The following is a 23425-nucleotide window of genomic DNA, read 5'->3' on the forward strand; positions in this document are numbered from 1 at the left end:
TGGTACGAGGCCCGCACGGCCACGCAGCAACCGCGTCGCAGGAGTACGCCATGAGTGAAGCCACCGATCGTCCCGCCGACGACGACGCGTGGGCGGAGGCCTGCGCCGAGGACCTGGACGCGGAGAAGGCCCGCCGGCGGGCCCGGTACGGACCGCAGCAGGGGTCGGCCGCCGACGAACTGCGCAAACTGATCGACGCGGTGGCCGACAAGGTCTCCTCGTTCCAGTCACCGCTGCTCGGCATGGCCGCCCAGGGCACCGTCCAGCAGGTGATCCGCCAGGCCAGGTCCGCGGTCGAGCCCGTCATCGAGCGCAATCCGGAGCTCTTCGACCACCTCGCCGCCGCGGGGAACGAACTCCTGGCCGCCTACCGCTCCGCCGTCGAGGGGCAGGAAGGCCGCTGGACGAAGGGCACCGAGGGTGCCGGAGGCACCACGGCCACCCCCGGCCCGGCGAAGAAGGCCGCGGAGGACCCCTCGGACCCGCGTGACGAAGGCCCCGGCGGCAGCGAGCACATCGACCTGGACTGACCGGTCAGGGAAGTACCCGCCCCCGGCTCGGGTACGGTTGGCCCTAGCGGGGCTCGACCGAAACTGAGGGATTCATGGGACTCACCATCGGCGTCGATATCGGCGGCACGAAGATCGCGGCTGGAGTGGTCGACGAAGAGGGCCGGATCCTCTCGACGTTCAAGGTACCGACTCCGCCGACGGCCGAGGGCATCGTCGACGCGATCTGCGCGGCCGTGGCCGGGGCGAGCGAGGGTCACGACGTCGAGGCCGTCGGCATCGGTGCGGCCGGATACGTCGACGACAAGCGTGCCACCGTGCTGTTCGCCCCGAACATCAACTGGCGCCACGAACCGCTCAAGGACAAGGTCGAACAGCGTGTCGGCCTGCCGGTCGTCGTCGAGAACGACGCCAACGCGGCGGCCTGGGGCGAGTACCGCTTCGGTGCCGGCAAGGGCCACGACGACGTCATCTGCATCACGCTCGGCACCGGCCTGGGCGGCGGCATCATCATGGGCAACAAGCTGCGACGCGGACGCTTCGGCGTCGCAGCCGAATTCGGGCACATCCGGGTCGTCCCGGACGGGCTGCTCTGCGGCTGCGGCAGCCAGGGCTGCTGGGAGCAGTACGCGTCCGGGCGCGCGCTCGTCCGGTACGCCAAGCAGCGTGCCAACGCCACTCCGGAGAACGCCCCGATCCTGCTGGCGCTCGGTGACGGCACCGTGGACGGCATCGAGGGCAAGCACATCAGCGAGGCCGCCCGGCGGGGCTGCCCGGTGGCCGTCGACTCCTTCCGTGAGCTGGCCCGCTGGGCCGGGGCCGGCCTCGCCGACCTCGCCTCGCTCTTCGACCCGTCGGCGTTCATCGTCGGAGGTGGCGTCTCGGACGAGGGCGAGCTGGTCCTCGACCCGATCCGCAAGTCGTTCCGGCGCTGGCTGATCGGCGGCGAGTGGCGCCCGCACGCGCAGGTCCTCGCGGCCCAACTGGGCGGCAAGGCCGGTCTCGTCGGCGCGGCCGACCTGGCCCGCCAGGGCTGACACCGCCCGCAGTACGTCCGACGCCCGTCGCGCCCTCCGGGGAGCGGCGGGCGTCCGCCGTATCGTGCGTCCCATGGTCACGACGCCGATGTCCCTGCCCGACTCCCGTACCGAGCCGGACGGTTCGGCCGTCATCCGGGTGCTCAGCTACAACGTCCGCTCCCTGCGCGACGACACGGAGGCGCTGGCCCGTGTCATCCGCGCCTGCGCACCCGACCTGGTGTGCGTCCAGGAGGCCCCGCGCTTCTTCCGCTGGCGCAAGGCGGCGGCCCGGCTCGCCGCCATGACCGACCTGGTGATCCTCAGCGGCGGCGCCACGGCCGCCGGGCCGCTGCTGCTCTGCTCGCTGCGCGCCACGGTGGAGCGCACCGAGGACGTCCTGCTGCCGCTCACCCCGGGTCTGCACCGCAGGGGGCTGGCCACCGCCGTCGTCCGGATCGCCGGGGCCCGGCTCGGGGTGCTGAGCTGTCATCTGAGCCTGCAGGGCGAGGAACGGATGGCCCAGGCCGGGATGCTGCTGGACAGTCTCGACGCGATGGGCGTCCCGCACGCCGTCGCGGCCGGCGACCTCAACGACGTACCGGAGGGACGGGCGTTCCGGCGGCTGGCCGGACGGCTCCAGGACTGCTGGGCCGTACGCCCGTGGGGTGGCGAGCACACCTTCCCGCCCGGCGCCCCACGTAAGCGCATCGACGCGGTCTTCGCGACGGGCGGTATCGAGGTGCTCGGCTGCGGGGTCCCGGCGGGCCTGCCCGGCATCACCGACGCGGACCTGCGCGCGGCCACCGACCACCTGCCCGTGCTGGCCGTTCTCCGGGTGCCCGCCGGGAGGTGACGAGCCCGGGCCCGGGGATGTACCGACGGGCCCCCGGCGCACGCGCCACCGGGCGGCGCACCCGTCAGACCACCGCGCCGCGCCCCGGGTCGTCGCTCTCCTCGTCGTCGTCGGGCATGCGGGCCACCAGGGTGGCGAAACCGCCGAGGAAGCCACCGATGCAGAGCGTGGTGAGCCACCAGGTCATGTCCCACTGCAGCAGCACCGCGACGAGCATCAGCACCGGGCCGCCGACGACCGCGAGCCAGGCGAACTTCGCCGTCACGTCGGCCTCCGGAAGCGGCGGCGGCTCCGGAGGGACGAAATGCCCCTCCCCGCCGTCGTCCGGACGGCCGGCCTCGCCGCCGTCCGGATGGCCGGCCTCGCCGTCGCCCGGCTCCGCCACCTCGTAGTCGCGTGGCCCAGCGACCCCGGGAGCGAAGACGACGGAACTGCCGAGCGCCTGCTTCTCCGGCGGGCCGGGTGCCTTCTTGCCCGTCCCCTTGTCCGCGTCGTCGCCCGCGCCCGGCTCCGGACCCGGCAGGGTGTTGAGCTGGTCGTCCTCCAGCAGGACCAGGTCCTCGATCGACTTGAAGGGCTTGGCGCCCGGCGGGTCCGGCGGCTCCTCGCCGTATCCGGCGACGATCGCCTCCCACGCCGCGGCCTCGTCGAGCGGCCGGGCCTCCTCCGGACCGCCGGGGACGCCGGCGCCCTCCGTGGGGCGCGGTTCGCGCTCCTCGTCACTGCCCGCGCGCTCCGCGTCGTGCTCAGCCACCGGACGTGCTCCCCTTCTTGCCGACGCTGGGTGCGAGGCGTTCGACGAACCGATAGCTCTCGTCGAAGATGCGCTCCGCGTCATGGTCCAACGTCGCGACGTGGTAGCTCTGTTCCAGCAGGATCTCCTCGACGTCCCTGGACGACACCCGGCTGAGGACGCGGGCCGAGTCGGCCGGCGGCACCACGTGGTCCTGCGGGCTGTGCAGCAGCACGATCGGCTGGGTGACCTGCGGCAGCTCGGCGTCGACCAGCCGGAAGAAATTGCGCACCGAGTGCGCGGCGTGCAGCGGCACCCGGTCGTAACCGATCTCCTCGGAGCCTTCGAGCGCGATGTCGCTCGCCAGACCCTTCGTCGTCCGCACCAGGTGCCGGGCGACGGGCAGGACGTAGGCCGACAGGCCGTGCACCTTGTTCGCCGGGTTCACCAGGACGAGGCCCGAGATCACGTCCCCGTGCTTGGCGGCCAGGCGCAGCGCGAGGGCGCCGCCCATCGAGAGGCCGAAGACGAAGACCTGCCTGCACGTGTCCCGCAGCAAGCGCAGTTCCCGGTCCACCTCCGCGTACCAGTCCTGCCAGCCGGTGACGGCCATGTCCTCCCAGCGGGTGCCGTGTCCGGGCAGCAGCGGGAGGGACACGGTCAGCCCGCGCCCGGCCAGATGGTCCGCCCAGGGGCGCATCGACTGCGGTGAACCCGTGAATCCGTGACAGAGGAGGACGCCGACCTCTCCGCCCTCGTGGCGGAACGGCTCGGCTCCAGGGAGGACCGGCACCGGGGTCTCCTGTTCATGAGCGGGCGGGGCGTGCGGGGGAGTGCGTAAGGATTACTTCACCGTACGCGACCGGACCGACACCGACCAGGGCCGTCACCGCACGGGCGGGCGCCGCCCGCGGGGGCCGGGCCCGGTGCCGGGCGGGAGTGGTCGCGGGGACACGGGTTAAGGTCTGTCGGACGGCACACAGGAGGCACCCGAGTTGATCTACGGCGCGATGAAGTTCTCCATCGGCGGGTCTCTGAAACTCGCTTTCAGGCCGTGGGTGGAGGGCCTGGAGAACATTCCCGTACGGGGGCCGGCGATCCTCGCGAGCAACCATCTGTCGTTCTCCGACTCCTTCTTCCTGCCCGCTGTCCTCGACCGGAGGGTGACCTTCATCGCCAAGGCCGAGTACTTCACCGCGCCCGGGGTGAAGGGAAAGCTGACCGCGGCCTTCTTCAAGGGCGCCGGACAGCTCCCGGTGGACCGCTCCGGCGGCCGCGGCGCCGGGGAGGCGGCGATCAGGGCGGGCATCCAGGTCATCGAGAGCGGGGGCCTCTTCGGCATCTATCCGGAGGGCACCCGGTCGCCCGACGGCCGGCTCTACCGGGGCAAGCCCGGTGGCCTCGCCCGGGTGGCCCTGGCCACCGGCGCCCCCGTCATCCCCGTGGCGATGATCGACACGGAGAAGATCCAGCCGCCCGGCCAGGTCGTGCCCCGGCTCATGCGCCCCGGAATCAGGATCGGCAAGCCGCTGGACTTCAGCCGGTACCAGGGCATGGACGGGGACCGTTTCGTCCTGCGCTCGGTGACCGACGAGGTCATGTACGAGATCATGAAGCTCTCCGGCCAGGAGTACGTGGACATCTACGCGACCGCGGCGAAGCGGCAGATCGCCGAAGAGGCCAGGAACAAGCAGCCGCGACGGCCCGGCGCCTGACGGCGTCGCTCACCGTCCGGGGCCGGTCCGCGCGGCCCGGGCAGGACAGGGAACGGGGGAGGGGACATGGCCAGGCGTGAGCGGGTCGTACGGATGTCGGTCGAGCAGCCGCTGTGGCGCGCCCTGACGGCGTACCGCGTGCTGACCCTGGTCTACGCGGTGCTGCTCGCGTTCTTCGGGCGGGGGGATTACGAACGGCTCCCGGTGGCCGTCGCCTTCCTGACCGTCATGGGCCTCTGGACCCTGCTCACGCTCCCCAGGGTGGCGGGCGCTGCCGCGTGCACCAGGTGGTTCCTCGGCGCCGACCTCACCGTCGCCCTGGCCGGCATCCTGCTGACCCCGCTCGCCGACGCCGACGCCCGGCTCGAGGACGGATCGACGCTGCCGTCGATCTGGACCGCCGGGGCGGTCCTGGCCTTCGCGCTCAAGGGGGGCTGGCGCTGGGCCGCCTTCGCCTCCACCCTGGTCGCCGCCGCCAACATCGTCGAGCGCGGTGAGCCCAGCCGGGACACCTTCCACAACGTGCTGCTGGTCTGGGTGGCGTCCATCGCCATCGGTTACGTCGTCGAGGTGGCACGGGCCAGCGAGCGCACCCTGGCCCGCGCCCTGGAGATCGAAGCCGCCACCCGCGAGCGGGAACGGCTCGCCCGCGACATCCACGACAGCGTGCTGCAGGTCCTCGCGATGGTGCAGCGCCGGGGGACGGCCCTGGGCGGCGAGGCCGCGGAGCTGGGCCGGATGGCGGGGGAGCAGGAGGTGGCCCTGCGCACCCTGGTCACCAGTGGCCTGGTTCCCACGAGCCGCGTCTCGGAGGACAGCGCCGATGGCGCGGTGGTCCGTAGCGTGGACGTCGCCACCGACGACGGCGCCGAGCCGGCCGAGCTCGACCTGCGGGCCCTGCTCGCGCCGTACGCGGGATCGCGGGTCAGCCTGGCGGAACCCGGCGCCCCGGTACTGCTCGCGCCCGGCGCGGCACGCGAGCTGGCCGCCGCGGTGGGGGCCGCCCTGGACAACGTCGCAGTGCACGCCGGACCCGGCGCACAGGCCTGGATCCTGGTCGAGGACGAGCCGGACGAGGTGATCGTCACGGTCCGGGACGACGGACCGGGCATCCGGGAGGGCCGGCTCGACCAGGCGGAGGGAGAGGGCCGGCTAGGAGTCGCCCTGTCGATCCGCGGACGGCTGCGCGACCTGGGTGGCACGGCAGAGCTGATCTCGGTGCCCGGGCAGGGCACCGAGGTCGAGTTGAAGGTCCCGAAGATTCCGAAGGCCCCACGGGGGAAGGCAGGATCGGCCCGATGAGTACACCGAACCCGAACACACAGGCGTCCCGGACGGGGACGCCACAGCCCTCGGGGCCGGGTGCGCAGGCACCCGGCGAGCAGACCGTCAAGGTGATGGTCGTCGACGACCACCCCATGTGGCGCGACGCCGTGGCGCGTGACCTGACCGAGTCCGGATTCGACGTGGTGGCGACCGCCGGGGACGGGCCGCAGGCCGTGCGCAGGGCCCGGGCGGCCGGACCCGATGTCCTCGTACTCGACCTCAACCTGCCCGGCATGCCCGGTGTCCAGGTGTGCAAGGAGCTCGTCGGCTCCCTTCCCGGGCTGCGTGTCCTGGTGCTCTCCGCCAGCGGCGAGCACGCCGACGTGCTGGAGGCCGTGAAGTCGGGAGCCACCGGTTACCTGCTCAAGTCGGCCAGCACCCGGGAACTGACCGACGCCGTGCGCGCCACGGCGGCCGGCGATCCCGTCTTCACCCCCGGGCTCGCCGGACTGGTGCTGGGCGAATACCGCAGGCTCGCCTCCGACCCCGCCCCGGCCGCCTCGAACGAACCGAAGGCCCCTCAGCTCACCGACCGCGAGACCGAGGTGCTCCGGCTGGTCGCCAAGGGGCTCTCGTACAAGCAGATCGCCGAGCGCCTGGTCATCTCCCACCGCACCGTGCAGAACCACGTCCAGAACACCCTGGGCAAACTCCAGCTGCACAACAGGGTGGAGCTCGTGCGCTACGCGATCGAGACGGGACTCGACGACGCGTGACATGACAACAAGTCTGATCTGTAAGGGAATTGACCGTCCGACCCATCCCGGAGCGACCCGAGCCGCCCTTAGCATGAGCCGTAGCGGGCTCACTTCGGCGAAGGGATGCTTCCCATGCGGGTCGGAGTACTGACCGGGGGCGGCGACTGCCCCGGGCTCAACGCGGTCATCCGCGCCGTCGTCCGCAAGGGCGTGCAGGAGTACGGCTACGACTTCACCGGCTTCCGTGACGGCTGGCGCGGAGCGCTCGAGGGCAGGACCGTGCCGCTCTCCGTCCCGGCGGTACACGGCATCCTCCCGCGCGGCGGCACCATCCTCGGCTCCTCGCGGACCAACCCCTTCGACGCCGAGTACGCCGGACAGGGCGTCGACCGGATCCGGGACAGCCTCGCGGTCCACGGGGTCGACTCCCTGATCGTCATCGGCGGCGAGGACACCCTCGGCGTCGCGGCGACCCTGTCCGGCGAACACGGCATCCCGTGCGTCGGAGTGCCCAAGACGATCGACAACGACCTCTCCGCCACCGACTACACCTTCGGCTTCGACACCGCCGTCGGCATCGCGACCGAGGCCATCGACCGGCTCCACACCACGGCCGAATCGCACATGCGCGTCCTCGTCGTGGAGGTGATGGGCCGGCACGCGGGCTGGATAGCCCTGCACTCCGGTCTGGCCGGTGGGGCGAACGTCATCCTCATCCCGGAGCAGCGCTTCGACATCGACCAGGTGTGCGACTGGGTGACCTCCCGCTTCCGGGCGAGTTACGCGCCGATCGTGGTGGTGGCCGAAGGCGCCGCGCCCGCACACGGCGAGATGGTCCTCAAGGACGCGTCGCACGACTCCTTCGGGCACGTCCGGCTCTCCGGGGTCGGCGAGTGGCTGGCCAAGGAGATCGAGCGGCGCACGGGCAAGGAGGCCAGGACCACCGTCCTGGGCCACGTCCAGCGCGGAGGCACGCCGAGCGCCTTCGACCGCTGGCTCGCCACCCGCTTCGGGCTGCACGCCGTCGACGCCGTGCACGACGGCGCCAGTGGCGTCATGGTCGCCCTGCGGGGCACGGACATCGTGCGCGTGCCGATCGCGGAGGCGACGGCCCGCCTCAAGACGGTCGATCCGGCCCTCTACGCCGAGGCCGGGGTCTTCTTCGGCTGAGCGGCGCCCCCGGGGAGCGGGCCGTATATTCGCGAGAGCCCGTACCCACGACCTGGGAGCCACCGTGGAGATCCTGGCCTTCGGCGTGCAGTCCGACGAGAAGCCGCTCATCGAGAAGGCCTTCGAGGGGAAGCACGACGTCCGGTGCCTGGACGTCTTCCTCACCGAGGACACCGCGCCGATCGCCGCGGGCCACGAGATCATCTCCACCAGCGTCAACGCCGACCTCGGCGGCTCGGTCCTGCGGACCCTCGCGGCGGGCGGCACCCGGATGATCGCCCAGCGCTCCACGGGCTTCAACAACATCGACCTCGACGTCGCCGAACGTCTCGGCCTGCGGGTCGCCCGGGTCTCCTTCTACTCACCCCACTCGGTCGCCGAATTCGCCTGGACCCTGGCGATGGCGGTCAACCGCCGCATCGTCCGCGCGGTGAGCCGCACACGGGACTTCGACTTCCGGCTCGACGGGCTCCTCGGCCGGGACATGCACGGACGCACCGCCGGTGTGCTGGGCACCGGCAAGATCGGTGAGGCGTTCACCCGGATCGCCCACGGCTACGGGATGAACCTGCTGGGCTGGGACGTCGCCGAGAATCCCGCCTGCACCGCTCTGGGCATGACGTACGTCGACAAGGAACGGCTCTTCGCCGAGGCCGACCTGATCAGCCTCCACGTGCCGCTGATGCCCGCCACCCAGCACCTCATCGGCAGAGAGGCCCTGTCCGCGATGAAGGACGACGCGATCCTCGTCAACTCCAGCCGCGGCGGCCTCATCGACACCACCGCGCTCGTCGCCGAGCTGCGGGCCGGCCGTTTCACCGGGGTGGGACTTGGACGTCTACGAGGCGGAGGCGGGCCTGTTCCACGTCGACAAGTCCCTGGAGGGCATCGACGACGACACCCTGGCCCGACTCGTCACCTTCCCGAACGTCATCGTGACCTCGCACCAGGCGTACTACACGGCCGACGCCGTGGGCCAGATCGTCGACGCCACCGTGCGGAACGTCATGGACCACCTGGCCGGCCGGCGCAGCGCCGACGTCCTCGTCCCGCCGCCCTCCGCGTAGGCGGACCGCCGGCGTGTCCCCGAGGGATCACACCGGCGGCCCGGCGCCGGCCGGGACCGCTTCCCCCGGCGCCTCAGCGCAGCGCGGGCAGCGCGGCCAGCAGCTCGCCCACGATCGCCGAGCCGCGCAGCGTCAGCACGGACTCCGGGTGGAACTGCACCGAGGCGAACCCCTTCCCCCGCAGCGCGTGCAGCTCGCCGGAGGCCGCGTCACGACTCGTCTCGATGCCGTGCGCCTGCAGTTCGGTGGCGGCCGCCCCGTCGCAGCGTGCGGTGAAGCTGTTGTAGAAGCCGACGGTCTCCGGCCGGCCGAACAGCACGATCCGGGTCTGGGCCCCCTGGTACGGCACCGCTTTGCGCACGATCTCCAGGCCCAGCTCCGCCGCGATGAGCTCGTGTCCCAGGCAGACACCCAGCAGCCCGTAGGCGTGGTCCCGCACCAGCTCGGCGGCCAGCTGCCGCAGCAGCCGCATCTTGGGATCGGCCGTGTCCCCGGGGTCCCCGGGCCCCGGCCCGAGCACGACCGGGCCCCGGTGCGCCCGTACGGCCTCGCGCAGCCCGGGCTCGTCGTACCGGTGCACCGAGACCGTGAGGCCCGAGGAACGCAGCAGGTGGGCGAGCATCGCGGTGAAGGTGTCCTCGCCGTCCACGACCAGGGCATGGCCGGAGAGTTCCTGGGTGCGTTCCTGCATCCGCAGCCAGAAGGGCGCGAGCCCACCGCGGCGGTGGTCCAGCGCCGCCCGCACCCGCGGATCGGACGCCAGCCGCGGACGGCTCGCCTCCGCCTCGGGGCGGCCGGGCCGGACGCCCAGTGCCGCGAGCACACCGGCGGCCTTCGCGTGCGTCTCGGCGACCTCGCTCGCCGGGTCGGAGTGGCGGACGAGCGTCGCCCCGACCGGCACGCGCAGCCGGCCGTCGGCCGAGACGTCGGCGGTGCGGATCAGGATCGGCGAGTCCAGGGTCTGCGCCCCGCCCGGCTCCCGGCGCAGGAGGGCCAGGGCGCCCGCGTAGTAGCCGCGGCCGCCGGGCTCGTACCGCTCGATCACCCGGCAGGCGTTCTGGACGGGGGAGCCGGTGACCGTGGCCGCGAACATGGTCTCCTTCAGGACCTCGCGCACGTCCAGCGAGGAGCGCCCGCGCAGCTCGTACTCGGTGTGCGCGAGGTGGGCCATCTCCTTGAGCCGCGGGCCGACCACCACCCCGCCCATGTCACCCACCGTGCACATCATCTTCAGTTCCTCGTCGACCACCATGGAGAGCTCCTCGGTCTCCTTGCGGTCACCGAGGAAGGCCAGCAGACCCTCGGCGGTCGGTCCCTGCGCCGGGTAGCGGTACGTCCCGCTGATCGGGTTCATGACGACCGTGCCGCCCGCCATCCGTACGTGCACCTCCGGGCTGGCGCCGACCAGCGTCCGGTCCCCGGTGTGGACGACGAACGTCCAGTACGCGCCGCGCTCACCGGCCAGCAGCCGACGGAAGAGCGCCAGCGCGTCGGCCCGCCCGAAGCCGGGGATCGAGCCCTCGAAGGTCCGCCGGATGACGAAGTTCGCTCCCTCGCCCTGCCCGATCTCGTCCTCGATCACCCGCCCGACGATGTCCGCGTACTCCTCGTCGCCGACGTCGAAGGCGCCGCCCTCCACCCGTACGTCATGGGCGGGCAGCTGTGCGAGCACCTCGTCCGCCGGCAGTTCGCAGGACTCGTCCGCGACCAGGACGGCCAGCGGGGTGCCGTCGTCGCGTACGTCGAAACCGCGCTCGGCGATCTGCCGGAACGGCACGAGGGCCAGCGACGGGCGCTCGCCCACGGGGATCGCGGCGAGCCGGTCCACCTCGCGCACCGCGCCGATCAGGACCTCGACGACGTCGTGGTCCCGGCCGGGCGTACGCCTGCGGAGCAGCGCGAAGGGCGGGCAGTCGTCCTGGAGCAGTCTCCGCAGGAGATCTGCGACACGGTCGGGCATGGGAGTTCCTTCCGGATGGAGGAACGGCTCCCGGCCCGCGAACGCGGAGAAGGCCGCCCCTCGGGGCGGCCTTCGCGAAGTCTGTACGCGCGATGAGTCAGCGGGCCGCCGGATGAGCGGTCCACCACCAGTTCTGGGTCGTCTGCGCGAACATGCTCCGAACCCTAGCGGACGCGGGCGCGACGGACGAGCAGGCGTCTCAATTGCTGAGCGGCCGGATGGGCCGGGTCCCGGACCCCGTAATGTTGTGGAGGTGACCGTGAACGCCAATACCTCCGTCGCCGGTGGCAACACCTGGCGAGACCTTCCCGCGGCGCAGCAGCCCGAGTACCCCGATGCCGAGGCCCTGCGCGATGTACTCGCGGACCTCGAATCGTATCCGCCGCTCGTCTTCGCGGGTGAGTGCGACCAGCTGCGTGCCCGCCTGGGAGCCGTCGCCAAGGGCGAGGCGTTCCTGCTCCAGGGCGGTGACTGTGCCGAGGCGTTCGACGCCGTGTCGGCCGAGCACATCCGGGCGAAGCTGAAGACGCTGCTCCAGATGAGCGCCGTCCTGACGTACGCGGCCTCCGTGCCGGTCGTCAAGATCGGCCGTATCGCTGGCCAGTACTCCAAGCCGCGCTCCAAGCCGACCGAGACCCGCGACGGCGTGACCCTGCCGACCTACCGCGGCGACTCCGTCAACGGCTTCGAGTTCACCGAGGCGGACCGCATCCCGGACCCCGAGCGGCTGAAGCGGATGTACCACGCGTCCGCGTCGACGCTGAACCTGGTGCGTGCCTTCACCACCGGTGGCTACGCCGACCTGCGCCAGGTGCACGCCTGGAACCAGGACTTCGTGAAGTCCTCGCCGTCCGGCCAGCGGTACGAGGCCCTGGCCCGTGAGATCGACAACGCGCTGAACTTCATGAAGGCGTGCGGCACGGACCCCGCCGAGTTCAAGGCCGTCGAGTTCTACGCCTCGCACGAGGCCCTGCTGCTGGACTACGAGTCGTCGCTCACCCGCACCGACTCGCGCACCGGTCAGCTGTACGACACCTCGGGCCACATGGTCTGGGTCGGAGAGCGCACCCGGCAGATGGACGGGGCGCACATCGAGTTCGCCTCGAAGATCCGCAACCCCATCGGCGTCAAGCTCGGCCCGACGACCACCGTCGACGAGGCGCTCGGGTACATCGACCGCCTCGACCCGGAGCGCGAGCCGGGCCGGCTGACCTTCATCGTCCGGATGGGCGCGGACAAGGTCCGTGACAAGCTCCCCGAGCTGGTCGAGAAGGTCACCGCCTCCGGCGCCAGGGTGGTCTGGGTGACCGACCCCATGCACGGCAACACCTTCGAGGCCGCGTCCGGCCACAAGACGCGCCGTTTCGACGACGTCCTGGACGAGGTCAAGGGCTTCTTCGAGGTGCACAAGGCCCTCGGGACGCACCCGGGCGGCATCCACGTCGAGCTCACCGGTGACGACGTCACCGAATGCGTCGGCGGCGGCCACGAGATCTTCGTGGACGACCTGCACCAGCGCTACGAGACCGCGTGCGACCCGCGTCTCAACCGCAGTCAGTCCCTCGACCTGGCCTTCCTCGTCGCCGAGATGTACCGCGACCAGTAGGCAGGCGCCTGCGGAGACCTGTGGGGCACGGATCCATGTGATCCGTGCCCCACAGGCGTATCCGGGCTTTTGCGAGCCGGGAGCGCCGGGTAAGGTTAGGTAAGCCTCACCGAAACATCGGGACGGCGCCGCGAACGATCCCGCCGGGAGGTGAACCGCATGTACGTCTGCTCCTGCTTCGGCATCACCGAGCAGCAGGTCAAGCAGCATGCGGACGACGGTGCCTGCACGCCCCGCCAGATCGCCTCCGCCTGCAAGGCGGGCACGGACTGCGGCGGCTGCGTCCGCAGGATCCAGGCGCTTCTCGGTCGCGGCGAATGCCCGCGCCGCGGCGAGCTGATCGACGGAGGCGCCCGGCCGGCAGCTCTGCCGGCCGGCGCGCCCGTCGCCCTCGGCGGCCGGGGCGCCCGGCTCTCCGACGCCGCCTGAACCGCCGCCCTCGGCCCGGCGGCGCTCCCTGCGTCAGCCCTCGGGCTGCTCGATCAGCTGGGCGATGTAGAGCGGCTCACCCAGCTTCTCGATGAGTTCCAGCTGGGTGTCGAGATAGTCGATGTGGTGTTCCTCGTCGGCGAGAATGGCCTCGAAGATGTTCGCCGACGTGATGTCGCCCTTGCCGCGCATCACCTCGATGCCGCGCCTGAGGCGGTCGATCGCCTCCACCTCGACCTGGCGGTCGGCCTGGAACATCTCGGTGACCGTCTGGCCGACCCGTACATGGAAAAGCCGCTGATAGTTGGGCAGGCCGTCAAGGAAGAGGATCCGGTCGGTGAGGATCTCCGCGTGCTTCATCTCGTCGAACGACTCGGCCCGGGTGTACTTGGCGAGCTTCGTCCAGCCGAAGTTCTCCTGCATCTTGGCGTGCAGGAAGTACTGATTGATGGCAGTCAATTCGGCGGTCAGCTGTTCGTTCAGGAACTCGAGGACCTCGGGGTCGCCCTGCATCGCAGAGGCTCCTTCCAACCGGTGAACTGGGCATGTGTGCGCGCATCCTCGCACCGCGCCTGTCAGTCGTCCAGTAAGTGCACGCTTAGTACGAGTTGCCCGAATCGCCTCTCCCCTGGTCATGACCACCCCTGGCTGTCTGTCACCATGGAGGCATGGGTCAGCCGGAAAGCCGGGAACGCGGCGCAGCAGAGCAGTCCGGGCTACCGCCGGGGCAGCGGCTGCAGCGCGGCTGGCCGGTCACCCATTACGGGCCCGTGCCGAAGTTCAAGCCCGACCGCTGGGACTTCCGCGTCTTCGGCGCGACGGCCGACGGGGAGAAGCATTCCTGGAACCATCAGGAATTCTCCGCGCTGCCGTTCTCCTCGGTCGTCGCCGATCTCCACTGCGTGACCAAATTCAGCATGCTGGGCGCCGAATGGGGCGGAATCCTCGCTCGCGAGGTCGTGGAACTCGCACCGCCCGCCCCTCACGTCACCCACGTCATGGTCTGGGCCGAATACGGATTCAGCTCGAATCTGCGGCTGGCCGACTTCACCTCGGACCGGGCACTCTTCGCCACGCACAAGGACGGCGAGCTGCTCACCGCTGAACACGGTTTCCCGCTGCGGCTCGTGGTCCCTCATCTGTACGCCTGGAAGGGCCCCAAATGGGTCCGGGGCATCGAGTACATGACGGCCGACCGCCGCGGTTTCTGGGAAGAGCGCGGTTATCACAACATCGGCGACCCGTGGAGCGAGCAGCGCTATTCCTACCAGGAGGAGCCCGGGGACGGCCCCGAGCTCTGAATCCCGTGGGGTGCGTGCTCAGTGGTACCGGTGCACCACGGCATGGCCCTTGCCGCGGCCGATCATCCACTTGTTGACCGGTGTCGTGACGACGAAGGCGGCCGCCAGCGCGATGGCCAGCACCGCCCAGAAGGTGACATCCGACAGGCGGGCGTCCATCGCCCCCGGCCACAGCAGGATCACACCGTTGTCGATCAGCTCCATCACGGCGATGGACACGGTGTCGGCGGCGAGGGCGACACGGACGGCCGTGCGGAAGCCGACGCCGGCCCGGACGACCCCGCGCAGGGTCAGCGCGTAGCCGAAGAGGAACGCAAGGACGATCGCGAGCACCGTCGTCCGCACGTTTCCCCACCCGAGCGCGGTGCCTGCGGCCAGGCCGAGCACCTCGCCGATCGCGCAGCCCGTGAGGCAGTGCAGCGTGGCCAGGGCCGCCATGGACCAGCTCGCCGCGCCGCCGGCGTGGTCGTCGTGGGCATGAGCGGTCACCGTGTGTCCGGCCTGTTCGGCGTGTCCGGCCTGTTCGGCCTGTCCGGCTCGTCCGTGGTGCGCGTGTGCGTCGTGCGGCATGAGAACCCCCAGAGCCGGTACGTGTGCCTGCGACATCGGGAACCATATACCCCCCCTGGGTATTCCCCGGGTACTCCCGAGGGGCCTCACGCAGGGACGGAACCGCGAAGAGCCTTCAGCCGTGCCACGTCCGTCGCGTGCCCCTCCTTGCCACCGGGAGTCTCGATGATCAGCGGCACCCCTTCCGTGGCCGGGTGTGAGAACAGCTCACGGAACGGTTCGGCACCGATGTGCCCCGCGCCGATGTTCTCGTGCCGGTCCTTGTGCGCTCCCACCACGTCCTTGGAGTCGTTGGCGTGGATCAGCTTCAGCCGGCCCTCACCGACCGTCTCCACCAGCAGGTCCAGCGTCTGCCGCATACCGGCGGGGCCCGTCAGGTCGTGACCGGCCGCGTAGATGTGGCAGGTGTCCAGGCAGATGCCCAGCTTGGGATGGGAGTCCAGGGCCTCGAAGTACGGGCCGAAGTCCCAGGTCCGCGAGCAGAGCGAGAAGCCCTGGCCGGCGGTCGACTCCAGCAGCAGGAACGGGTCGTCGTCATGGGTCAGCTCGTCGAGCAGCGGCCTCATGTGCGTACGGACCTGGGCGAGGGCCTCGGACCGGGGGCGCCCGCCGGTCGCCGAACCCGTGTGCACCACCACGCCCAGGGCGCCGATCTCTCTGGCGCGGCGCAGCGAGTGGCGCAGCGACACGACGGACCTCGCGACCGTGGCCTCGGTGTGCGAGCCGAAGTTGATCAGGTACGGAGCGTGGACGTACGCGGGTACGGACTGCGCCGCACACTCCGAGCGGAACAGTTCGTCCTGCGCCGGGTTGCCGGGCGGGGTCGCCCAGCCGCGGGGATTGGCCACGAAGACCTGCACGGACTCCGCCGCCAGCTCCCGCGCGTAACCGAGACCGACCTTGGCGAGACCGCCGGCCACGGGGACGTGACCGCCTATCGGATTGCGCATGGTGTTGCCAGTCCTCCGTGGGCCCGGACCGTCTCCGGCCGGGTGTTCTCCGGCCCCGGCCGCCCCGTGACCCAGGGATGCCGTGCCGGGTCGTGTGCGGCCTAGAGGCCCTTCGTCCTGATGGTGATCCGCGAGCCCTCCGCGGCCTTCTTCCCGCCGTCGACCGACTGGCTCGCGACCGTGTCGCCGAGGGGGAGGAACGGACGGTCGACCTTGACCTCGAACCCCGCCTCCTCCAGTGTGCTCCGGGCCTTGTCGACGTCCTTCCCGGTGACGTCGGGGACCTCGATCATGCGGGGGCCGTCGGACACCGTCAGCTCGACGGTGTCGCCCTCTGCGACCTCCTCGCCGTCCGTGGGCGACTGCCGCGCGACGTCGCCCGCGGCCTCGGCGGAGTGGACGCGGTCCGCCAGCACCTCCGCCTCGAGACCCGCCTCCTCCAGCACGGCCTCGGCGTCCGCGACGGCGAGGCCCCTGACGTCGGGTACGTCGACCGGGCTGCCCTTGCTGACGACGAGCGCCACCGCGGAGCCCGCGTGGCGCTCGGTGCCGATGGCGGGGTCGGTACGGACCACCTCGCCCCGCCCCACGTCCTGGCTGAACTCGCGGGTCACCATCCCCTGCTCGAGTCCCGTCTTCTTCAGCTCACGCCGTGCGTCGGCGAGCGAGAGGCCCTCGACATCAGGAACCTCCACGAGCTCCGGACCCCGTGAGATCACCAGCTTCACCGCGTCGTTGCCCCGGATCCGCTCACCCGAGCCGGGATCGCTGCTGATCACCGTGCCGCGCTCCACCGTGTCGCTGTAGGCGTGTCCGACACCCTTCACGTCGAGGCCGGCATCGGAGAGCCTCTTCTCCGCCACAGCCTGCGTCCGGCCGAGGAGGGAGGGGACCCGGGTGAACTGCCCGGAGTTGATGTACCAGACACCGGCGCCGGCTCCCAGCACCAGCAGCAGGGCGAGGAGCGCGAACGTCCCCCGCCGGGGGACCGCCGCGAAGGGACCGCGCGGGCCGCGTCCCCTCCGCGGGGGCGGCGGGGGCGTCTCCAGGCGACTGGTGTGGTGCGCGGTGCCCTGGCCGGCCGGGATCACCCGCGGGATGACGCTCGTACGGTCCTCGGTGGCGTCGTGCACCTCGGCGACGGCCTGCGGAGGCGCCGCGTCCAGCTGCTCCTCGGTCAGGGCCGCCCTGACCTCCCGCGAGCGGGCGAGCAGGGCCACGGCGTCGTGGGGCCGCGCTTCCGGATCGCGGGCGGTGGCGGCGGCCACCAGCTCGTCCAGCCCGGCCGCCAGGCCGGGGACGGCGGCGGACGGGGCCGGTACGTCCTCGTTGAGGTGCTGGTAGATGACCTGGGCGGCGGTGTCGCCGGTGTGCGGCTTGCCGCCGGTCAGCATCTCGTACAGCACGACTCCGCAGGCGTAGACGTCGGCGCGGGTGTCGGCCGTGCCGTGCTCGATCTGCTCCGGGGCGAGGTACGACACGGTGCCCAGGAGCGATCCCGTGGTGTCCGTGACGGTGCCCACCGCGCGCACGAGTCCGAAGTCGGCCACCTTGACGCGGCCGTCGTCCCCGATGAGGACGTTCTCCGGCTTCATGTCACGGTGCACGAAGCCCGCGAGGTGCGCGGCACCCAGCGCGGCGAGGACCGGCTCCAGGATGTCCAGCGCGGCCCTGGGCTGCAGGGCGCCGCGTTCGCGCAGGACGTCGCGCAGGGTGCACCCCGCGACGTACTCCATCGCCAGGTAGACGTACGCGCCCTGCGCGCCCTGGTCGAAGACGGCCACGACGTTGGGGTGCGCGAGCCGGGCGACGGACTTGGCCTCGCGGATGAAGCGCTCGACGAACGCGGCGTCGGTCGCCAGCGCCGGATGCATCACCTTGAGGGCGAGCACACGGTCGAGCCGGGTGTCCACGGCCCGGTAGACCGTGGCCATACCGCCGACCGCGATGCGCGAGTCGATGCGATAGCGGCCGTCGAGCAGCTGCCCGACGAGCGGGTCCTGAAGGGTCGTGTCCACAGAGCGAGTCTACGAGCCGCCACGGACACCGCGGACGGCCCCGGTCGGGCCCGGGACCGTTCCGCAGCCAATCCGTGACAGGGACATGTAGGTGTGCGTGTGACGGCGACGCGGGGCCGCGGGCTCCGCCGCCCGGCGACGGCGTCAGAAGGCCGGGCGCTCCGGGTCCAGCACCGCCCTGCCCTCCGAGGGCGAGGACGCCTCGGCGAAGTGGCGGCGCGGGATGCGGCCGGCCCGGTGGGCCAGGCGCCCGCCTTCCACCGCGTGCCGCATCGCAGCGGCCATGAGCTCCGGCTCCTGCGCCCGGGTGACCGCCGAGGCGAGCATCACGGCGGAGCACCCCAGTTCCATCGCCAGAGCCACGTCCGAGGCGGTCCCCGCACCCGCGTCCAGGATCACCGGGACCTCGGCCCGCTCGACGATCAGCTGGAAGTTGTGCGGGTTGCGGATGCCCAGACCGGAGCCGATGGGGGAGCCGAGCGGCATGATCGCCGCGCACCCCACGTCCTGGAGCTTCCCGGCCAGGACCGGGTCGTCGTTCGTGTAGGGCAGCACGGTGAAGCCGTCGTCGACCAGGGTCTCGGCGGCGTCCAGCAGCTCGATCGGGTCCGGCAGCAGGGTCCGCTCGTCGGCCACGACCTCCAGCTTGATCCAGTCGGTCCCCAGCGCCTCCCGGGCCAGCCGGGCTGTCAGCACCGCCTCGCCCGCGGTGTAGCAGCCGGCGGTGTTCGGCAGGACCTGGACGGAGAGCCGTTCCAGGACGGAGAGCACCGAGCCCTGCACCGTCGGATCGAGCCGGCGCATCGCGACGGTGGTCAGTTCGGTGCCCGACGCGACGAGGGAGCGCTCCAGTACGTCCAGGCTGGGCGCCCCGCCCGTCCCCATGATCAGCCGGGACGAGAACGTGGCGGAACCGAGGGTGAACAGATCGTCGGACATGGTCAGCCTCCCTGGACCGCGGTGAGGACCTCGACACGGTCGCCGTCGGCCAGCACGGTGGCGGACCACTCACCGCGCGGGACGACGGCCTCGTTGAGCGCCGCGGCGACCCCGGAGCGCGCCCCGGTCAGGCCCGCGACCAGGGAGTCCAGAGCGGTACCCGCCGCGACACTGCGCGCCCGCCCGTTGACGGACACGGAGACGTTGACGGACCCGGGGACGGGCGCCGGAGGGGATGCGGGCGCCGCAGCGGACGCGGGCGCCGGCTCGGCTGCGGGCGCGGAGGCGCCCGTGGGCGCGGACTCGGTCATGCGGGCTGCTCCTGGGAGACGGGGGCACGGACTGCGTCGTGGGAAGGTGCGGCGGGGGGCCGGCCGAAACGGTGTGACGCGAAGGGGCGCGCCACCTCCGGCAGCTCGCCGGTGGCCAGTACGTGGCCCATCACGTCGCCGGTGACGGGCGTCAGCAGCACCCCGTTGCGGTGGTGCCCGGTCGCCAGGTGCAGGCCGGGCAGTGCGGTCGGGCCCAGCAGCGGGGCGTTGTCCGGGGAGGCGGGGCGCAGTCCGGCGCGGGTCTCCGTCAGCGGCAGCTCGGTGATCCCGGGCACCAGTTCGTGGGCGTCGCGGAGCAGTTCGTAGACGCCGCCCGCGGTGACGGTGGTGTCCCAGCCCTGCTCCTCACTGGTGGCGCCGACGACCAGCTCGCCGTCGGCACGCGGCACCAGGTAGACGTGGCTGCCGCGCACGACGGCCCGTACCGTACGGCTGAGGAAGGGGGCGTACGCGCGCGGCACCGTCAGGCGCAGCACCTGCCCCTTGACCGGGCGGACCGGCGGCACGACGGCCTCCGGCAGCCCTTCGAGCCGGCCGCTGAGACTGCCGCCGGCCAGTACGACCTGTCCGGCCCCCAGCTCCGTGCCGTCGGCGAGCACCCCACCGGCCGCGCGCCCGTTCACGACGGACAGCCGCCGGACCCAGGCCCGGTGGAAGACCACCCCGGCCCGCTCGCATGCGGTGACCAGCGCCGAGGCCAGCCGTCTGGGGTCCACCTGGTGATCGCCGTCCGCCCTCAGCCCGCCGCGCACGCCGGGGGCGAGCATCGGCTCCAGGCGGCGGCACTCGCGGCCGCTGAGCCACTCGGACTGCAGGCCCGAGCGCTGCTGCAGGGCGTGGAGCTCCCGCAGATGGGCCCGGTCGTCCGCGTCCAGCGCGACGGACAGGGTGCCGCAGGCGCGGAAGCCGGTCCGCTGCCCGCTCGCCTCCTCCAATTCGGCGACGAACGCCGGATAGCGGGCGGCCGAGGCCACGTTGAGGCCGAGCAACGTCTGCTCGCCGTAGTGGAGTTCGGTGACGGCGGCGAGCATGCCCGCGGCGACCTGGGCCGCCCCGCCGCCGGGTTCGGGATCGGCCAGCGTCGTACGCAGGCCGCGCTGGGCCGACCGCCAGGCGGTCACCAGCCCGATGATGCCTCCCCCGACGACCAGGACGTCGGATCGGTTTCCGGAGATACGCATGGGCGTCCAGCCCCTCCCTTCGCCGGCATGACCCGGATCAGGTTCGTACGGTCGGAGGCCGGTCAGCCTCCCTCTCAGCCCGGTGCGTCCGGGCTCCCGCGAGTGTTCTACGGTGGCCAGCCTAAACCCCGCCGTCCACAGCCAGTAAGGGGAACAGCAACCGTGGCCCGTTCACTCGACGGACTCGTCCTCTCGCCCGTGGCCGACCAGGCCCCCGGTCAGGTCGGCACCCGGACCCGCTTCACGTACCACGAGCAGGACGGCCGCATATGGGCCGAGTACGAGGGCGGTGACGTCGTCCGGGGCCACCTCGTGGGCACCCGTGACGCGGACGTGCTGGATTTCCGGTACGTCCAGCTGAAGCAGGACGGCACGACCTCCGGCGGCCACTGCGTCTCGACCGTCACGGACCTCCCCGACGGCCGGGTGCGGCTGGACGAACGGTGGGCGTGGGAGTCCGAGGAGGGAAGCGGGACGAGCGTCGTGGAGGAGCTCGCTTCCTGAGCGATCGTCAGATGATTAGGGTGGACGGGTGAGCGAGCAGACATCGGACCGGGCAGCGGGAGAGCGGCCCCGGAACGTCGTGGTCGTGGGCGCGGGCATGGCCGGCGTGCAGACGGTCGTGGCCCTGCGGGAACGCGGGTTCACCGGCCCCGTCACCCTCATCGGCGCCGAACCGCACCAGCCCTACGACCGGCCGCCGTTGTCCAAGGCGGTCCTGCTCGGCACGGCCGAGGACTCCGCCTTCGACGTCGACTTCGAGGCACTGGACATCACCCTGCGCCTGGGACTCGACGTGACCGGCCTGCGCGCCGCGGCGCACGAGCTGGACACGCGGGACGGGCCTGTGCCCTACGACGTCCTGGTCATCGCCACCGGCGCCGAACCCGTCGGCCTGCCGGGCGCGGACGGTGTGCCAGGCGTCCACCTGCTGCGCACCCTCGACGATGCCGCACGGCTACGGCCCGTCCTGGAGCGGCAGCACGACGTCGTGGTCGTCGGCGCCGGCTGGATCGGGGCCGAATTCACCACCGCGGCCCGCGCCGCAGGGTGCGCGGTCACCGTGGTCGAAGCCGCCGGGCGTCCCCTCGCGGGCACCCTGCCCGCCGAGGTGGCGGAGCCGATGGCGGCCTGGTACGCCGAGAGCGGAGCCGAACTCCTCACCGGCACCCGCGTCGCCCGTGTCGAACCGGGCGCCGTCCACCTGACGGACGGCCAGACCGTCCCGGCCGGAGCGGTGGTCGTCGTCGGCATCGGCGCGCGGCCGGCCACCGGCTGGCTCGCCGGCTCCGGCATCGCGCTCGGCCCGGACGGCTCGGTCACCGCCGACGGCTCGCTGCGCACCTCGCTCCCCGATGTCCACGCGGTGGGCGACTGCGCCTCCTTCCCCTCGGCCCGCTACGGCGAGCGGCTGCTCGTCCACCACTGGGACAACGCCCTCCAGGGGCCCCGGACGGTCGCCGCCGTCATCGCGGACGGCCTCCCCCGGACGTACGACCCCGTGCCCTACTTCTGGTCCGAGCAGTTCGGCCGCTTCGTGCAGTACGCGGGCCACCACGCAGGAGCCGACACCCTGCTCCGGCGGGGAGATCCCGCCGACCCGGGCTGGACGGTCTGCTGGCTGCGGCAAGGGGTCCTGGTCGCGCTGCTGGCCGTCAGCAGGCCGCGCGACCTGGCCCAGGGGCGCAGGCTCATCGAGGCGGGGGCGCGCATGGATCCGGAACGCGTGGCTGACCCCTCCGTGCCCCTGAAGTCGGCGACGTCCTAGGTCCGGGGCGCCCCGGACGGGAGCCGGGCCGCCCGTCCGGGGCGCCCCGGACGGGCGGCCCGGCTACCGGCTGTCGGTCGGGGATGGCACGCTTGTCCTCGTGACCGAGATTGACGCAAAGACCGATGCTCTCGTCCCCGCCTGGCTCCACCTCCCCGACATCGCGGAAATGCTCGATGTCCAGGTGACGCGTGTGAGGCAGCTGGTCAGGGACGGCCAGCTCATCGCCGTACGCCGTGGTGAGAACCGGACGCTCCAGGTGCCAGCCGCCTTCATCGACGGCGACAAGGTGGTCAAGGGCCTCGCGGGGACCCTGACGCTCCTGCGGGACGACGGCTACAGCGACGAAGAGATGCTGGAGTGGCTCTTCACCCCCGACCCGACCCTGCCCGGAACCCCTGCGCAGGCCCTGAGCGAGAATCGCGGTACGGAGGTGAAGCGCCGCGCCCAGGCGCTCGCCGTCTGACCGGACGACCGTGAGCGGGATGCGGGCCGTGACCTACGGCCCGCATCCCGCTGTTTCCGGCGCGCCGGCACCGTGCCGGCGCCGCGATCCACCGATGTGACGGGGGAGAACCACCATGTCCACGCCTCGCGCGCACCTGTCCGACGCCCGGCTCTACCTGTGCACGGACGCCCGCAGGCGCCAGGGCGACCTGCCCGCCTTCCTCGACGCCGTCCTGTCCAGTGGTGTGGACATCGTCCAGCTGCGCGACAAGGGCATGGAAGCGGCCGAGGAACTCGACCACCTCGCCGTCTTCGCCGACGCCTGCCGACGCCACGGCAAGCTCCTCGCGGTGAACGACCGGGCCGATGTCGCCCACGCGATCGGCTCCGACGTGCTCCACCTCGGGCAGGGTGATCTGCCGGTGCCCGCCGCCCGGGCGATCCTCGGGCAGGACGTGCTGATCGGCCGCTCCACCCATGCCGAGTCGGAGGTCGACGCCGCCGTCGCCGAGGAGGGCGTCGACTACTTCTGCACCGGCCCCTGCTGGCCCACTCCCACCAAGCCCGGCCGGCACGCCCCCGGCCTCGGCCTCGTGCGCTACGCCGCCTCGCTCGGCCGGTCCCGCCCCTGGTTCGCCATCGGAGGGATCGACGCCGGCAACCTGGACGAGGTGCTGGACGCCGGCGCCCGCCGGGTCGTCGTCGTGCGGGCGATCACCGAGGCCGCGGACCCGGCCGCGGCGACGAAGGCGCTCGCCGACCGCATCAGGGCGCGCGCCGCTTCCTGATCAGGGGAAGTTCCTGCGGACCACCGGCCGGGCGGCCTCCCCCGCC

The 23425-nt window shown here is 72.1% G+C and carries 25 protein-coding genes, 1 pseudogene and 1 riboswitch; of the genes and pseudogenes, 15 read left to right on the plus strand and 11 right to left on the minus strand.

Annotated features, from left to right (window positions below):
- Positions 1-50 precede the first annotated feature (50 nt).
- The 3 genes from QFZ58_RS26630 to QFZ58_RS26640 all read left to right on the plus strand — a co-directional run bounded on the left by QFZ58_RS26630 (position 51) and on the right by QFZ58_RS26640 (position 2381).
- Positions 51-530 carry a DUF5304 domain-containing protein gene (locus tag QFZ58_RS26630; protein ID WP_307127428.1) on the plus strand — a complete coding sequence of 160 codons (480 nt, stop codon included), beginning with the start codon at positions 51-53 and terminating at the stop codon, positions 528-530.
- Between the two features lie 74 nt (positions 531-604).
- Positions 605-1546, plus strand: coding sequence for an ROK family glucokinase (locus QFZ58_RS26635; RefSeq protein ID WP_307127429.1), 942 nt, complete (start codon positions 605-607; stop codon positions 1544-1546).
- 73 nt (positions 1547-1619) lie between these two features.
- Positions 1620-2381, plus strand: a complete 762-nt coding sequence (locus QFZ58_RS26640) for an endonuclease/exonuclease/phosphatase family protein (protein WP_307127430.1) — start codon at positions 1620-1622, stop codon at positions 2379-2381.
- 64 nt (positions 2382-2445) lie between these two features.
- Here QFZ58_RS26640 and QFZ58_RS26645 read toward each other — a convergent pair whose 3' ends face one another.
- Together QFZ58_RS26645 and QFZ58_RS26650 are read right to left on the minus strand one after the other, a co-directional pair.
- Complete coding sequence (locus QFZ58_RS26645) at positions 2446-3135, minus strand: hypothetical protein (RefSeq protein ID WP_307127431.1); 690 nt, start codon at positions 3133-3135, stop codon at positions 2446-2448.
- Positions 3128-3907 (minus strand): carboxylesterase, encoded by a 780-nt coding sequence (locus QFZ58_RS26650; RefSeq protein WP_307127432.1) that lies wholly within the window; start codon positions 3905-3907, stop codon positions 3128-3130. Before QFZ58_RS26650 ends, QFZ58_RS26645 begins: the two co-directional genes overlap by 8 nt.
- 202 nt (positions 3908-4109) lie before the next feature.
- Between QFZ58_RS26650 and QFZ58_RS26655 the strand changes: the two genes are divergently transcribed.
- From QFZ58_RS26655 to QFZ58_RS26675, 5 genes and pseudogenes are all read left to right on the plus strand, one after another.
- Positions 4110-4829: a 1-acyl-sn-glycerol-3-phosphate acyltransferase gene (locus QFZ58_RS26655; protein ID WP_307127433.1), complete on the plus strand. Its 720-nt coding sequence runs from the start codon at positions 4110-4112 to the stop codon at positions 4827-4829.
- Positions 4830-4895: 66 nt separating this feature from the next.
- Positions 4896-6131 carry a MacS family sensor histidine kinase gene (macS, locus tag QFZ58_RS26660; protein WP_307127434.1) on the plus strand — a complete coding sequence of 412 codons (1236 nt, stop codon included), beginning with the start codon at positions 4896-4898 and terminating at the stop codon, positions 6129-6131.
- A 95-nt stretch (positions 6132-6226) separates the two neighbouring features.
- On the plus strand, positions 6227-6871 hold the full coding sequence (locus QFZ58_RS26665; protein WP_307128999.1) for a response regulator transcription factor: 645 nt from the start codon (positions 6227-6229) through the stop codon (positions 6869-6871).
- 114 nt (positions 6872-6985) lie between these two features.
- Entirely contained in the window at positions 6986-8023 is a 1038-nt protein-coding gene (locus QFZ58_RS26670) for a 6-phosphofructokinase (protein ID WP_307127435.1), read from the plus strand.
- Between the two features lie 64 nt (positions 8024-8087).
- A pseudogene (locus tag QFZ58_RS26675) lies at positions 8088-9090 on the plus strand (2-hydroxyacid dehydrogenase).
- A 73-nt stretch (positions 9091-9163) separates the two neighbouring features.
- Here the strand turns inward: QFZ58_RS26675 and QFZ58_RS26680 are convergent.
- Together QFZ58_RS26680 and QFZ58_RS34535 are read right to left on the minus strand one after the other, a co-directional pair.
- Positions 9164-11050 carry an anthranilate synthase family protein gene (locus QFZ58_RS26680; RefSeq protein WP_307127436.1) on the minus strand — a complete coding sequence of 629 codons (1887 nt, stop codon included), beginning with the start codon at positions 11048-11050 and terminating at the stop codon, positions 9164-9166.
- Positions 11051-11147: 97 nt separating this feature from the next.
- Entirely contained in the window at positions 11148-11204 is a 57-nt protein-coding gene (locus QFZ58_RS34535; protein WP_124277238.1) for a trp operon leader peptide, read from the minus strand.
- A 105-nt stretch (positions 11205-11309) separates the two neighbouring features.
- Between QFZ58_RS34535 and QFZ58_RS26685 the strand changes: the two genes are divergently transcribed.
- Positions 11310-12656 (plus strand): class II 3-deoxy-7-phosphoheptulonate synthase, encoded by a 1347-nt coding sequence (locus QFZ58_RS26685; protein WP_307127437.1) that lies wholly within the window; start codon positions 11310-11312, stop codon positions 12654-12656.
- 159 nt (positions 12657-12815) lie between these two features.
- Positions 12816-13085, plus strand: coding sequence for a bacterioferritin-associated ferredoxin (locus QFZ58_RS26690; protein WP_307127438.1), 270 nt, complete (start codon positions 12816-12818; stop codon positions 13083-13085).
- A gap of 33 nt (positions 13086-13118) precedes the next feature.
- On the opposite strand, the gene bfr is transcribed toward QFZ58_RS26690, so the two are convergent.
- A complete protein-coding gene (bfr, locus tag QFZ58_RS26695; RefSeq protein ID WP_307127439.1) occupies positions 13119-13598 on the minus strand; it encodes a bacterioferritin in 480 nt (159 codons plus the stop codon).
- A gap of 155 nt (positions 13599-13753) precedes the next feature.
- Between bfr and QFZ58_RS26700 the strand changes: the two genes are divergently transcribed.
- Positions 13754-14386, plus strand: coding sequence for a sulfite oxidase-like oxidoreductase (locus QFZ58_RS26700; RefSeq protein WP_307127440.1), 633 nt, complete (start codon positions 13754-13756; stop codon positions 14384-14386).
- An 18-nt stretch (positions 14387-14404) separates the two neighbouring features.
- Here the strand turns inward: QFZ58_RS26700 and QFZ58_RS26705 are convergent, their stop codons facing one another.
- From QFZ58_RS26705 to thiO, 6 genes are all read right to left on the minus strand, one after another.
- Positions 14405-14956, minus strand: a complete 552-nt coding sequence (locus QFZ58_RS26705; protein ID WP_373428590.1) for a DUF4396 domain-containing protein — start codon at positions 14954-14956, stop codon at positions 14405-14407.
- A gap of 86 nt (positions 14957-15042) precedes the next feature.
- Positions 15043-15906, minus strand: coding sequence for a deoxyribonuclease IV (locus QFZ58_RS26710; protein ID WP_307127441.1), 864 nt, complete (start codon positions 15904-15906; stop codon positions 15043-15045).
- Positions 15907-16007: 101 nt separating this feature from the next.
- Positions 16008-17924 carry a Stk1 family PASTA domain-containing Ser/Thr kinase gene (gene pknB, locus QFZ58_RS26715; protein WP_307127442.1) on the minus strand — a complete coding sequence of 639 codons (1917 nt, stop codon included), beginning with the start codon at positions 17922-17924 and terminating at the stop codon, positions 16008-16010.
- Positions 17925-18068: 144 nt separating this feature from the next.
- Positions 18069-18863 (minus strand): thiazole synthase, encoded by a 795-nt coding sequence (locus tag QFZ58_RS26720; RefSeq protein WP_307127443.1) that lies wholly within the window; start codon positions 18861-18863, stop codon positions 18069-18071.
- Positions 18864-18865: 2 nt separating this feature from the next.
- Positions 18866-19060 carry a sulfur carrier protein ThiS gene (gene thiS / locus QFZ58_RS26725; protein WP_307129001.1) on the minus strand — a complete coding sequence of 65 codons (195 nt, stop codon included), beginning with the start codon at positions 19058-19060 and terminating at the stop codon, positions 18866-18868.
- A gap of 110 nt (positions 19061-19170) precedes the next feature.
- Positions 19171-20376 carry a glycine oxidase ThiO gene (gene thiO, locus QFZ58_RS26730; protein WP_307127444.1) on the minus strand — a complete coding sequence of 402 codons (1206 nt, stop codon included), beginning with the start codon at positions 20374-20376 and terminating at the stop codon, positions 19171-19173.
- A riboswitch (TPP riboswitch) is annotated at positions 20374-20486 on the minus strand. Its footprint overlaps the gene before it by 3 nt.
- 52 nt (positions 20487-20538) lie before the next feature.
- Here thiO and QFZ58_RS26735 point away from each other — a divergent pair.
- The 4 genes from QFZ58_RS26735 to thiE all read left to right on the plus strand — a co-directional run bounded on the left by QFZ58_RS26735 (position 20539) and on the right by thiE (position 23379).
- Positions 20539-20880, plus strand: coding sequence for a hypothetical protein (locus QFZ58_RS26735; RefSeq protein WP_307127445.1), 342 nt, complete (start codon positions 20539-20541; stop codon positions 20878-20880).
- A gap of 28 nt (positions 20881-20908) precedes the next feature.
- Positions 20909-22144, plus strand: a complete 1236-nt coding sequence (locus QFZ58_RS26740; protein ID WP_307127446.1) for an NAD(P)/FAD-dependent oxidoreductase — start codon at positions 20909-20911, stop codon at positions 22142-22144.
- A gap of 100 nt (positions 22145-22244) precedes the next feature.
- On the plus strand, positions 22245-22610 hold the full coding sequence (locus QFZ58_RS26745) for an Rv2175c family DNA-binding protein (RefSeq protein ID WP_307127447.1): 366 nt from the start codon (positions 22245-22247) through the stop codon (positions 22608-22610).
- A 115-nt stretch (positions 22611-22725) separates the two neighbouring features.
- Positions 22726-23379 (plus strand): thiamine phosphate synthase, encoded by a 654-nt coding sequence (thiE, locus tag QFZ58_RS26750; RefSeq protein ID WP_307127448.1) that lies wholly within the window; start codon positions 22726-22728, stop codon positions 23377-23379.
- Positions 23380-23425: the final 46 nt, after the last annotated feature.

This window comes from Streptomyces sp. B1I3, from assembly GCF_030816615.1.
Lineage (GTDB): Bacteria > Actinomycetota > Actinomycetes > Streptomycetales > Streptomycetaceae > Streptomyces.

What these genes read in the sequence shown, in the direction of transcription:
- QFZ58_RS26630 (WP_307127428.1), top strand. Translation starts at nt 51, where the DNA reads ATGAGTGAAGCCACCGATCGTCCCGCCGACGACGACGCGTGGGCGGAG.
- QFZ58_RS26670 (WP_307127435.1), top strand. Translation starts at nt 6,986, where the DNA reads ATGCGGGTCGGAGTACTGACCGGGGGCGGCGACTGCCCCGGGCTCAAC.
- QFZ58_RS26720 (WP_307127443.1), bottom strand. Translation starts at nt 18,863, where the DNA reads ATGTCCGACGATCTGTTCACCCTCGGTTCCGCCACGTTCTCGTCCCGG.
- QFZ58_RS26665 (WP_307128999.1), top strand. Translation starts at nt 6,227, where the DNA reads ATGGTCGTCGACGACCACCCCATGTGGCGCGACGCCGTGGCGCGTGAC.
- QFZ58_RS26635 (WP_307127429.1), top strand. Translation starts at nt 605, where the DNA reads ATGGGACTCACCATCGGCGTCGATATCGGCGGCACGAAGATCGCGGCT.
- QFZ58_RS26705 (WP_373428590.1), bottom strand. Translation starts at nt 14,956, where the DNA reads ATGCCGCACGACGCACACGCGCACCACGGACGAGCCGGACAGGCCGAA.
- QFZ58_RS26640 (WP_307127430.1), top strand. Translation starts at nt 1,620, where the DNA reads ATGGTCACGACGCCGATGTCCCTGCCCGACTCCCGTACCGAGCCGGAC.
- bfr (WP_307127439.1), bottom strand. Translation starts at nt 13,598, where the DNA reads ATGCAGGGCGACCCCGAGGTCCTCGAGTTCCTGAACGAACAGCTGACC.
- thiE (WP_307127448.1), top strand. Translation starts at nt 22,726, where the DNA reads ATGTCCACGCCTCGCGCGCACCTGTCCGACGCCCGGCTCTACCTGTGC.
- QFZ58_RS26680 (WP_307127436.1), bottom strand. Translation starts at nt 11,050, where the DNA reads ATGCCCGACCGTGTCGCAGATCTCCTGCGGAGACTGCTCCAGGACGAC.
- macS (WP_307127434.1), top strand. Translation starts at nt 4,896, where the DNA reads ATGGCCAGGCGTGAGCGGGTCGTACGGATGTCGGTCGAGCAGCCGCTG.
- QFZ58_RS26700 (WP_307127440.1), top strand. Translation starts at nt 13,754, where the DNA reads ATGGGTCAGCCGGAAAGCCGGGAACGCGGCGCAGCAGAGCAGTCCGGG.
- QFZ58_RS26690 (WP_307127438.1), top strand. Translation starts at nt 12,816, where the DNA reads ATGTACGTCTGCTCCTGCTTCGGCATCACCGAGCAGCAGGTCAAGCAG.
- QFZ58_RS26710 (WP_307127441.1), bottom strand. Translation starts at nt 15,906, where the DNA reads ATGCGCAATCCGATAGGCGGTCACGTCCCCGTGGCCGGCGGTCTCGCC.
- thiO (WP_307127444.1), bottom strand. Translation starts at nt 20,376, where the DNA reads ATGCGTATCTCCGGAAACCGATCCGACGTCCTGGTCGTCGGGGGAGGC.